This window comes from Stenotrophomonas sp. 3diitr2024 (genome assembly GCF_042136455.1).
Taxonomy (GTDB): Bacteria; Pseudomonadota; Gammaproteobacteria; order Xanthomonadales; family Xanthomonadaceae; genus Stenotrophomonas; species Stenotrophomonas sepilia.
This window is the reverse complement of sequence record NZ_JBHHMJ010000358.1, coordinates 1-10731: the sequence shown is the minus strand read 5'-3', so window position 1 is coordinate 10731 and position 10731 is coordinate 1. Positions and strand designations below refer to the sequence as shown.

At 66.6% G+C, this 10731-nt stretch carries 8 protein-coding genes and 1 pseudogene; 3 read left to right on the top strand and 6 right to left on the bottom strand.

Translation table 11 applies throughout. The features are described 5' to 3' along the window. Positions 1 to 156: 156 nt before the first annotated feature. Complete coding sequence (locus ABGA94_RS09100; protein WP_005416188.1) at positions 157 to 1356, bottom strand: MFS transporter; 1200 nt, start codon at positions 1354 to 1356, stop codon at positions 157 to 159. 72 nt (positions 1357 to 1428) lie between these two features. Here ABGA94_RS09100 and ABGA94_RS09095 point away from each other — a divergent pair, with 72 nt between their 5' ends. Beyond that, entirely contained in the window at positions 1429 to 2226 is a 798-nt protein-coding gene (locus ABGA94_RS09095) for a helix-turn-helix transcriptional regulator (RefSeq protein ID WP_253136653.1), read from the top strand. A gap of 32 nt (positions 2227 to 2258) precedes the next feature. On the opposite strand, the gene ABGA94_RS09090 is transcribed toward ABGA94_RS09095, so the two are convergent. Next, positions 2259 to 3146 (bottom strand): hypothetical protein, encoded by an 888-nt coding sequence (locus tag ABGA94_RS09090; protein ID WP_375367072.1) that lies wholly within the window; start codon positions 3144 to 3146, stop codon positions 2259 to 2261. A 281-nt stretch (positions 3147 to 3427) separates the two neighbouring features. Here ABGA94_RS09090 and ABGA94_RS09085 point away from each other — a divergent pair. After that, positions 3428 to 3688 (top strand): annotated as a pseudogene (locus tag ABGA94_RS09085) (helix-turn-helix transcriptional regulator); the annotation flags it as partial. Positions 3689 to 3810: 122 nt separating this feature from the next. On the opposite strand, the gene dnaJ reads toward ABGA94_RS09085, so the two are convergent. From dnaJ to hrcA, 4 genes are all read right to left on the bottom strand, one after another. After that, complete coding sequence (gene dnaJ, locus ABGA94_RS09080) at positions 3811 to 4935, bottom strand: molecular chaperone DnaJ (protein ID WP_100477941.1); 1125 nt, start codon at positions 4933 to 4935, stop codon at positions 3811 to 3813. Between the two features lie 154 nt (positions 4936 to 5089). Continuing rightward, the gene (gene dnaK / locus ABGA94_RS09075) at positions 5090 to 7012 is read right to left on the bottom strand and encodes a molecular chaperone DnaK (protein WP_111128288.1); all 1923 of its coding nucleotides are present in this window, start codon (positions 7010 to 7012) and stop codon (positions 5090 to 5092) included. 180 nt (positions 7013 to 7192) lie between these two features. Further along, a complete protein-coding gene (gene grpE, locus ABGA94_RS09070; RefSeq protein ID WP_005416181.1) occupies positions 7193 to 7708 on the bottom strand; it encodes a nucleotide exchange factor GrpE in 516 nt (171 codons plus the stop codon). A gap of 63 nt (positions 7709 to 7771) precedes the next feature. Continuing rightward, a complete protein-coding gene (hrcA, locus tag ABGA94_RS09065) occupies positions 7772 to 8836 on the bottom strand; it encodes a heat-inducible transcriptional repressor HrcA (protein ID WP_005416180.1) in 1065 nt (354 codons plus the stop codon). Between the two features lie 115 nt (positions 8837 to 8951). On the opposite strand from hrcA, the gene recN reads away from it, so the two are divergent. Further along, complete coding sequence (gene recN, locus ABGA94_RS09060; protein ID WP_375367069.1) at positions 8952 to 10613, top strand: DNA repair protein RecN; 1662 nt, start codon at positions 8952 to 8954, stop codon at positions 10611 to 10613. Positions 10614 to 10731: the final 118 nt, after the last annotated feature.

Below are 10731 nucleotides of genomic sequence, written 5' to 3'. Positions count from 1 at the left end.
GTGTCCGCGGCATGGATGCCGCGGCCAAGCCCCCAGGGATGGGTTTACGGCGTCCCCCGCAACCGGACCCACCCCGCCAATCCACGGATAGCGCGCTTCGGCTGTTGCCGTTGCCTCTGCGGGTGCAGGGCTGCAAGCCCTGCAAACCAAACCCCCTCAGTGAGCAGCAGGCCGCGACGGCGGCAACCACGCCGCCACGATGCCCAGCAACGGCAGGAACGCGGTCAGCTGGTAGACGTACTCGATGCTGGTTCTGTCCGCCAGCAGGCCGAGCACGGCGGCACCCAGCCCGCCCATACCGAACGCGAAACCGAAGAACAGGCCGGACACCATGCCGATGCGGTGCGGCATCATCTCCTGCGCATAGACCACGATCGCCGAGAACGCCGAAGACAGCACGAAGCCGATCAGCACCGCCAGCACCGTCGTCCACAACAGGTCGGCATGCGGCAGCATCAGCGCGAACGGCGCCACGCCGAGGATCGAGGTCCAGATGATCGGCTTGCGGCCGATCCGGTCACCCAACGGGCCGCCGAGGAAGCCGCCAGCGGCGGACGCCACCAGGAACGCGAACAGGTGCAGCTGCGCCTGCGCCACCGGAATGCCGAAATGGTGGATCAGGTAGAAGGTGAAGTAGCTGCCGATGCTGGCCATGTAGAAGTACTTGCTGAAGATCAGCACCAGCAGGATCGCCAGCACCTTGGCCACCGTGCGTGGTGGATGGCGCGGCGCCATCGAGGCGGTACTGGCCGGGCGCGGCGTGCCCAGATGCAACGCGTACCAGCGGCCAACATAGGTCAGCAATGCGATGCCGATCAGGGCCGCGCCTGCGAACCACGACGCGGCATGCTGGCCGTACGGCACGATCACTGCCGCCGCAATCAGCGGGCCCAACGCGGTACCGAAATTGCCCCCAACCTGGAACACCGACTGTGCGAAGCCATGACGGCCGCCCGAGGCGAGCCGCGCGATGCGCGAGGCCTCCGGATGGAAGATCGCCGAGCCGATGCCGACCATTGCCGCTGCCAGCAGCACCATCGCGTAGTTCGGCGCGAAGCCGAGCAGCAGCATGCCGCACAAGGTCGAGGCCATGCCGATCGGTAGCGAATACGGTGCCGGGCGGCGGTCGGTGGCTACACCGATCAACGGCTGGAAGATCGACGCAGTGAGCTGGTAGGTCAGCGTGATCAGGCCGATCTGGGTGAAGCTGAGATTGAAGCCGCCCTTGATCACCGGATAGATGGCCAGGATCAGCGACTGCATCATGTCGTTGACGACGTGCGAGGTGGAAATGGCGGCCAGCACGCCGGGAGCCGCCGGGCGTGAGGTCGTTGCGGGAGAAGCCAGGGTGGACATGGACGCAGTCAGGTTGGGGGCGAGCCACGCATGCTACGGTTGCCCCTCTCTCCCTTCTGCCGCGTTCAGGTCATGCCCTATCGCAAAAAGGACATTGCCAGTGACGTCGATCCGGTCGCGCCCTGGCGGGAGGTTCCACTGCATCGCCCGGTCACCTATCGGGTCACCCAGTACCCCGTAGGTACCCACATCCCTGGTCACAAGCACCAGCGCCACCAGCTCGTCTACGCCATCTCCGGCCTGATGGTGGTGCGGTCGGAAGTCGGGCGCTGGGTGGTCCCATCGAACCGCGCGATCTGGATGCCGGCCGGCATGGTGCACGCGGTGGACTGCATCGCCGCCGTGCACATGCGCAGCCTGTACATCGATCCGTCGTTCGCCTTGCACCTGCCAGCCGAGCCGTTCGCGGTGCAGGTCTCGCCCCTGCTGCGCGAGCTGCTGCAGGCCGCCACGCTGGTCAAGGGCGAGCACATCGAGGACAGCCGCGATGGCCGCGTGGTCCGCCTGCTGCTGGACGAGCTGCACCGCATGGACGTGCTGCCGTTGCACCTGCCTGCGCCAAGCGACCCGCGCCTGCAGCGGATCTGCCAGCACCTGCAGAAGCACCCCGGCGATGACGCCACGCTGCAGGACTGGGCGCAGGCGCTGGAGGTGGACGTGAAAACCATCCAGCGGCGCTTCGCCACCGAGCTGGGCATGACCTTCGGGCAGTGGCGGCAGCAGGCACGGCTGCTGGCCGCGATGGAGCGGTTGGCGATCGGCGACAAGGTCATCGATGTCGCGCTGGCGACGGGCTACGACAGCCCCAGCGCGTTCACCAGCATGTTCAAGCGGCAGCTGGGGCAGACGCCGGCTGCGTTTTTCCGCTGATCGCCTGCGGGTCCCGCAGGCAGCTCCACGCGCTAACGATCCACGGATACGGCCGGCACATGCTGATGACGAATCAACAGGAATTCCCATCTGTTGTTTAACATCAGGGGGTAATGCAGCGGTGGCAGATCATCTGGCACACGTGCCTGGGTGGAAGCTGCTTCGACGCGGCAGCCATCGGGGCGCTGGAAACCGACCAGCTCGGTGACCATCAGACGGGGGCTGTCGTTTTCCGCAGTCGGGTAGTGGCGATAGTTTGGATTGGCCTTGATGCTTCGCCGCAACACCACCCGCCCAACGCTTGGCGCGTACCAGCTGATGCTGCGTTCCATTCCGTCTACCGCACCACTACCCTCCAGGCGCATGCGTTTCATGTCATCCGAGCGGGGATTGGATTTGTGCCACCGCGCATCTCTCTCGATCCGGTAGGCATTTACGTCACCCAGCGCAGTCCGTACCGTTTCGACGGCCACGACTCGGCTGCTGCTCTCCTCCACATAGTCATAGCGATAGCTGCCAAACGAAGCGCGGATTTCGCCCGGCTCCTCGAACCTGTCCTGCCACTGCGCGCCGACGGATAACGGGAAGCGCAGCAGGATCTTTTCCCCTTTGCGCAGCGGATTCACGTCTGCATAGGTCTCTCGCCATTCGTGCCGAACGGCCTCTCCATCAATCGAAAGCGCCAGCTGCTGCGGCTCCACCGTCTGCAGCTGCAACGTCAGTTCTGGACGCGATGCACCGACGGAGTAGGTCCAGCGTGTGCCAGGCAAAGGCGTAGGGGCTTCCTGCGGATCGACGATCGGCTCATCGAAGCCGCAAGCCGGTGCTGCCGAGACATGGGGTACGGTCAACGCCGCCACCAGCATCGTAATGCCGATGGCGCCCCGGCAGCGCAGTCTTTTCAGGATGGATGGATTCATGCTTCCATTTTAGGCGGCAGGAATCGCACAGACAAAACGCCGGGCGTGCCGTAGGCATTCTCCGCAACCGGACATAAGAGCCAAGCGTGTCGCAGTTCCGCTGCGCAACGGCGTGCTTCGATGACCTCCCACTGGCGAGGAAGCACGATGCATGAAGACGAGCAGTGCCACCATGCGGGCGGCTTCGGCAGCATTGCTGATCCTGGCAATGAGCAGTCCCGCCACACACGCCAGCGGGTCTCACTTCCGGTTCCACTCAGACGAGCAGCCGGACGGATTCCGGCGACGAGGCCACGCTGCAGGACTGGGCCGAAGCTCTGGCGGTGGACGTCAAAACCATCCAGCGCCACTTCGCCAGCGAACTGGGCATGACCTTCGGGCAGTGGCGGCAGCAGGCAAGGCTGCTGGCCGCGATGGAGCGGTTGGCGATCGGCGACAAGGTCATCGATGTCGCGCTGGCGACGGGCTACGACAGCCCCAGCGCGTTCACCAGCATGTTCAAGCGCCAGCTGGGGCAGACACCTGCGGCGTTTTTCCGGTAACGCCGTCCACGCATGGCGTGGATCCACCATCGCGGCGCATGCCCGGCGGAAACCATCGCAGATCGCAAACGAGAACGCCGGGCATGGCCCGGCGCTTCCGCTCAACGCTTCCGTTGAAGAACTCAGGACGTCATCCGGTCCCAGAAGCCCTTCACGCCGTCGATGAAAGTGGCCGATTTCGGCGAATGCTTGCGCGCTTCCTCGCCGACGAAGGTGGCTTCGAACTGTTCCAGCAGCTTGCGCTGCTCGTTGGTGAGGTTCACCGGCGTCTCCACCACCACGCGGCAGTACAGGTCGCCTTCGCTGCGGCTGCGCACCGAACGCACGCCCTTGCCGCGCAGGCGGAACAGCTTGCCGGTCTGGGTCTCGGCCGGGATGCGGATCTCCGCTTCGCCGCCGAGGGTGGCCACGCGCACGGTGTCGCCCAGCGCCGCCTGCGAGATGCGGATCGGCACTTCGCAGTGCAGATCATCGCCATCGCGCTGGAAGATGGCATGCTCGCGCACGCGCACTTCCACGTACAGATCACCCGGCGGCGTGCCGGCCGGGCCGGCCTCGCCCTCGCCCTGCAGGCGGATGCGGTCGCCGGTATCGACGCCCGCCGGCACCTTCACCGACAGCACCTTGTCTTCCTCGACGCGGCCGTTGCCGTGGCAGGTCTTGCAGGGCTTGGCGATGATCTGGCCACGGCCGCCGCAGTTGTGGCAGGCCTGCTGCATGGCGAAGATGCCGCGCTGGATGCGCACCTGGCCGCGGCCATGGCACACGTTGCAGGTCTCGACCTTGCCGTCCTCGGAGCCACTGCCATCGCAGTCGCCGCACTCGGCCAGGGTCGGAATCTCGATGCGGCGCTCGACGCCGCGCACGGCCTCTTCCAGATCCAGCTCCATCACGTAGCCGATGTCGGCGCCGCGACGGGCCTGGCGCGGACCACCGCCGCCACCGCCAAAGATGTTGCCGAAGATATCGCCGAAGATATCGTTCATGTCCGGGCCGCCCGGGCCGCCGCCGCCCATGCCATGCTCGAACGCGGCGTGGCCGTGGCTGTCGTACATGCGGCGCTTGTTGCCGTCGGACAGCACTTCGTAGGCTTCCTTGCACTCCTTGAAGGAGGCTTCGGCCGCCGCATCACCCGGGTTGCGGTCCGGATGGAACTTCATCGCGCAGCGACGGTAGGCCTTCTTCAGCTCGTCGTCGGTGGCGGTGCGGGCAACGCCCAGCACTTCGTAGTAATCGCGCTTGCTCATATCGTGAATCGGGTTCCGGAAAGTCGGGATTCGTCAAAGCGGAAGAGCGGAACCAGGTCCGCTCTTGCGTCGGGCGCCCCGACACGCCGGTGGGCGGTCAGGACCCTGATGCGACAACGGGACGCTGGTGGCCAGCGTCCCGCGTCGGTCCGGATCAGGACTTCTTGTCGTCCTTGACTTCGGTGAACTCAGCGTCGACCACGTCATCCTGCGCCTTGCCGACATTACCGGCGTCGGCACCCGGGGCACCGCCCTGGTCGGCCGAAGCAGCGGCGAACAGCGACTGGCCAGCTTCTTCCAGTGCCTTCGACTTGGCTTCGATCTGTGCCTTGTCGTCGCCCTTCATCGCGGTTTCCAGGTCAGCCAGCGCCGCCTCGACCTTGCCGATGACATCGCCGCCGACCTTGCTGCCGTGCTCGGTGATGGCGCTGCGGGTGCCGTGGATCAGGGCGTCGGCCTGGTTGCGGGCCTGCACCAGTTCCTGGAACTTCTTGTCTTCTTCGCGGTTGGCTTCCGCGTCGGCGACCATGCGCGCGATCTCCTCCTCGGACAGGCCCGAACCGGCCTTGATCTCGACCTTCTGTTCCTTGTTGGTCTTCTTGTCCTTGGCCGACACGTGCAGGATGCCGTTGGCGTCGATGTCGAAGGACACTTCCACCTGCGGCAGGCCGCGCGGGGCCGGCTCGATGCCGGACAGGTCGAACTTGGCCAGCGACTTGTTGAAGCGGGCCTGTTCGCGCTCACCCTGCAGCACGTGCACGGTCACGGCCGACTGGTTGTCCTCGGCGGTGGAGAACACCTGCGAGGCCTTGGTCGGGATGGTGGTGTTCTTCTCGATGATCTTGGTGAACACGCCACCCATGGTTTCGATACCCAGCGACAGCGGGGTCACGTCCAGCAGCAGCACGTCCTTGACGTCGCCGCCCAGCACGCCGCCCTGGATCGCCGCACCCAGTGCCACGGCTTCGTCCGGGTTGACGTCCTTGCGCGGTTCCTTGCCGAAGAACTCGGTCACCGCCTGCTGCACCTTCGGCATGCGGGTCTGGCCGCCGACCAGGATCACTTCGCTGATGTCGCTCGAACGCAGGCTGGCATCGTTCAGGGCGACGCGGCACGGCTCGATCGACTTCTTGATCAGGTCGTCCACCAGTGCTTCCAGCTTGGCGCGGGTCAGCTTGATGTTCAGGTGCTTCGGACCCGACGCGTCAGCGGTGACGTACGGCAGGTTCACTTCGGTCTGCTGGGCGCTGGACAGCTCGATCTTGGCGCGCTCGGCAGCGTCCTTCAGGCGCTGCAGGGCCAGCGGATCCTTGCGCAGGTCGATGCCCTGGTCCTTGTTGAATTCTTCAACCAGGTACTCGATGACGCGGTTGTCGAAGTCTTCGCCACCCAGGAAGGTGTCGCCGTTGGTGGCCAGCACTTCGAACTGCTTCTCGCCGTCGACGTTGGCGATCTCGATCACCGAGACGTCGAAGGTGCCGCCGCCCAGGTCGTACACCACGATCTTGCGATCCTTGTTGTCGCCCTTGTCCAGGCCGTAGGCCAGCGCAGCCGCGGTCGGCTCGTTGATGATGCGCTTGACGTCCAGGCCGGCGATGCGCCCGGCGTCCTTGGTCGCCTGGCGCTGGCTGTCGTTGAAGTAGGCCGGCACGGTAATGACCGCTTCGGTGACCTTCTCACCGAGGAAGTCCTCGGCGGTCTTCTTCATCTTCTCCAGCACCTTGGCCGAGATTTCCTGCGGGGCCATCTTCTTGCCGTCGCTGGTGGCGACCCAGGCATCGCCATTGTCATGGGCCAGGATGCTGTACGGGACGTGGGCGATGTCCTTCTGCACCTCGCCATCGGTGAACTTGCGGCCGATCAGGCGCTTCACCGCGTAGAAGGTGTTCTTCGGGTTGGTCACGGCCTGGCGCTTGGCCGAGGCACCGACCAGGACTTCGCCGTCCTTGGTGTAGGCGACGATCGACGGGGTGGTGCGATCGCCTTCCGAATTCTCGATGACGCGGGCCTTGCCGCCGTCCATGATCGCCACGCACGAGTTGGTGGTGCCGAGGTCGATACCAATGATCTTGCCCATGGGGGAGACTCCTGAGGATGCTTGTTGGGGTCAGTCCGGCCGTTCGGCCGGTGGATGAATACGATGTGGGGGAGGCCCGTGGAACATTCAAGCCACCTCCCGAACGCTGTGTTTCCGACGATCCGGCGCGTTCAGCGTCGGGTCGGGTGACGGGTCTGTCCGCCGCCCGGCCCTGCCGGATCAGTCGGCGGCCACCACCACCAGCGCCGGCCGCAGCAGGCGCTCGTTGAGCAGGTAGCCCTTCTGGAACACGGTCACCACGCTGCCCGGGGCAGCGCCCGGGGTCGGCACCTGGCTGATGGCCTGGTGGTGTTCCGGGTTGAACGGCTGGCCGATCGGATCCAGCAGCGCCAGGCCGTTGTCGGCGGCGACCTTCAGCAGCTGCTTGTAGGTCAGCTCCAGGCCTTCGCGCAGCGGGTGCGGGTCGTCGCCGGCGGCCTTCAGGCCGGCATCCAGGCTGTCGAACACCGGCAGCAGCTCGCCCAGCAGCTTCTCGTTGGCGAACTTGCGGGCCTGCTCGATGTCACGGGCAACACGCTTGCGCTGGTTTTCCAGGTCGGCGCGCTCACGCAGCGCATCGGCCTTGACCTGCTCGACTTCGGCGCGCAGGCGCTCGACTTCGTCGTTGACGCCGGCGGTGGCAGCCGCATCGGCGGCACTCTGCTGGGATTCGATATCTGGATGTTCGTGGTTCATGTCTGGGTCCCTGGCGGTCACTCTCCGCCTCCACCCACCCTAGTGTGGGCGGGATGCTGCGTTTCAAGCGTCGGATGTTCCCGGCGTGCGTCCGGCCGGTGAAAAGGCCGCGCCAAGCACATCGGCGGTGGCCTGGACCAGCGGGATCACCCGGTCGTAGGCCATCCGCTTGGGACCGATCACGCCCAGCACGCCCAGCACCTGGCCATTGGCGGTGTACGGGGCAGTGACCAGCGAGACGCCCTGCAGCGGCATCATTCCGGTCTCTTCGCCGATGAAGATGCGCACCCCCGGCGCCTGGATGGTCCGCTCCAGCAGCTGCAGGATCTCGCGCTTGCTGGAGAACAGCTCGAACAGTTCGCGCAGGCGCTCCAGGTCGGACAGGTCCTGCACGCCCATCAAGCGGGTCTGCCCGGCCACCAGCATGTCGTCGGCCGCCGGCTGCAGGGCCTGCTCGGCCAGTTCGATGCTGTGGGCCAGCAACTGCTCCAGTTCGGACCGGGCGTCGCGCAGCTCCAGCAGCAGTCGGGTACGGATCTCGGCCATCGGCAGGCCGGCGAAATGCGCATTGAGGTAGTTGGCGACCTGCTCCAGCTGGCCTGGCGCAAACTCCTGCCGGGTCTCGATCACCCGGTTCTGCACCTCGTTGTCGGCAAATACCAGGATCGCCAGCACCCGGCGCCCATCCAGCGCCACGAAATCGATCTGGCGGAAGGCGAACTGCTCGCGCCGCGGTGCGCTGACCACGCCGACGAAGTGGCTCATCGCCGACAGCAGCTCCGAGGCGCTGCCGAGCAGGGCCTGGGTGCTGCCACCACCGGCCAGTTCCTGGCGCAACCGGGCCAGCTCGCCCTCGCCCGGCGGCTGCATCTGCAGCAGGCTGTCGACGAACACCCGGTAACCATGCGCGGTCGGGACGCGGCCGGCCGAGGTATGTGGCGAGGCCAGCAGGCCCAGATCCTCCAGGTCGCCCAGGATGTTGCGGATGGTGGCCGGGCTGACCTCCAGGCCGGCCACGCGCGCCAGCGTCTGCGAGCCGACCGGCTCGCCGTCCTGGATATATCGCGCGATCAGCGTGCGCAGCAGGTGGCGCGCACGCGGGGCAAGCTGGTCGGGAGAACCGTGCATGGAATCAACCTGTGAGACACGGACACTAGATAATGGCGGCGCATCGCCTTGGCAAGTCATTGGACCTCCCGCGCCCGCGTGCTAGCGTTGCGCGGCTGCTGACACCCCCTTACCCATGCTCAGACATCTTTCGATCAAGGATTTCGCCGTCGTCCGCGCCACCGAACTGGAGTTCGGGCCAGGCATGACCGTGGTTTCAGGCGAGACTGGCGCCGGCAAGTCGCTGATGGTCGACGCACTGGGCTTCCTGTCCGGCCTGCGCGCTGACAGCGGCGTGGTCCGCCATGGTGCCGCACGCGCCGAGCTTTCCGCCGAGTTCGCGCTGGAGCAGCTGCAGGCCGCCCGCCAGTGGCTGGCCGACAACGAGCTGGACGACGAGGACCAATGCCAGCTGCGCCGCGTGATCCGCGCCGACGGCGGCTCGCGGGCCTGGATCAATGGCCGCCCGGTGACGCTGGCACAGCTGGGCGACCTGGCCTCGCTGCTGGTGGAGATCCACGGCCAGCATGAACAGCAGGCGCTGCTGGCGCGCCCGTCGCAGCTGGCCCTGCTGGATGCCTATGCCGGCAACGAGAACGAGCGCCGCCAGGTGCGCCACGCCGCCGCGGCCTGGCAGGCACTGGTCGATGAATCGCTGGCGTTGTCGCAACAGGGCGACGTCAGTGACCGGATCGGCTTCCTGGAGCACCAGCTGCGCGAACTGGACCGCGAGGACCTGGAACCGGAATCGATTGCCGCGCTTGGCGCCAGCCACCGTCGCCAGGCCCACGCCAGCGCCCTGCTGAGCGCCTGCCAGGCGGCCAGCAACCAGCTCAACGGCGATGACGGCAGCTCCGCGCTGGACCTGCTGCAGCAGGTGCGCCACGAGCTGTCGCGCCTGATCGAGCACGACCCGCGCCTGGGCGAAGTGGACGACCTGATCGAGAACGCCTCGATCCAGCTGCACGAAGCCCTGTCGCTGCTTGATCGCGTGCACGACGATCTGGATGCCGACCCGGAACAGTTCGAGGAGAACGAGCGCCGCCTCGGCCGCCTGCACGACCTGGCCCGCAAGCACCGCGTGCCGATGGACGAACTGGGCGCGCAGCGCGAGCGCATGCATGCCGAAGTGGAGCAGCTGCGTGGCGCCGACGAGCGCCTGCAGCGCCTGGCCGGCGAGATCGACAAGGCCGCCGCCGCCTGGCGCGTACAGGCTGAAGTGCTGACCGCCAGCCGCAGCAGCGCTGCTGCCGAACTGTCGGCCACCACCACCGGCATCATCGCCGAGCTCGGCATGGGCGGCGGCCAGTTCCTGATCGAACTGGAGCCACAGGACAGCGGCAAGCCCGACCCGCAGGGTGCCGAGCGCGTCGAGTTCCTGGTGGCGGCCAACGCCGGCCAACCGCCGCGCGCCCTGCGCAAGGTGGCCTCGGGCGGTGAACTGTCACGTATTTCGCTGGCCATCGAAGTGGCCGCGCTGGACCTGGATGCGGTGCCGACCATGGTGTTTGACGAGGTCGACTCCGGCATCGGCGGCGCGGTGGCTGACATCGTCGGCCAGAAGCTGCGCGCGCTCGGCGAGAAGCGCCAGGTACTGTGCGTGACCCACCTGCCGCAGGTCGCCTCCAAGGGCCACGCCCATTACCGGGTCAGCAAGGCCCCGGTGGAAGGCATGACCCAGAGCGCAGTGGAAAAGCTGGACAACAAGGCGCGCGAAGAAGAGCTGGCGCGCATGCTCGGCGGCGTGGAAGTGAGCAAGGAAGCGCGCGCCGCCGCCCGCAAGCTGCTGCAGGCCTGAGGCCTGTTCACGGTTATCCACGCATGGCGTGGATCTACAACCCACCCGCACGGTAGTGCCGGCCGCTGGCCGGCAACCCAACACCGGTGGACGATGATCGTGAGGTTGCCGGCCAGCG

Coding starts and splice junctions, on each gene's coding strand:
- dnaJ (WP_100477941.1), bottom strand. CDS start 4,935: ATGAGCAAGCGCGATTACTACGAAGTGCTGGGCGTTGCCCGCACCGCC.
- grpE (WP_005416181.1), bottom strand. CDS start 7,708: ATGAACCACGAACATCCAGATATCGAATCCCAGCAGAGTGCCGCCGAT.
- hrcA (WP_005416180.1), bottom strand. CDS start 8,836: ATGCACGGTTCTCCCGACCAGCTTGCCCCGCGTGCGCGCCACCTGCTG.
- recN (WP_375367069.1), top strand. CDS start 8,952: ATGCTCAGACATCTTTCGATCAAGGATTTCGCCGTCGTCCGCGCCACC.
- ABGA94_RS09100 (WP_005416188.1), bottom strand. CDS start 1,356: ATGTCCACCCTGGCTTCTCCCGCAACGACCTCACGCCCGGCGGCTCCC.
- ABGA94_RS09090 (WP_375367072.1), bottom strand. CDS start 3,146: ATGAATCCATCCATCCTGAAAAGACTGCGCTGCCGGGGCGCCATCGGC.
- ABGA94_RS09095 (WP_253136653.1), top strand. CDS start 1,429: ATGCCCTATCGCAAAAAGGACATTGCCAGTGACGTCGATCCGGTCGCG.
- dnaK (WP_111128288.1), bottom strand. CDS start 7,012: ATGGGCAAGATCATTGGTATCGACCTCGGCACCACCAACTCGTGCGTG.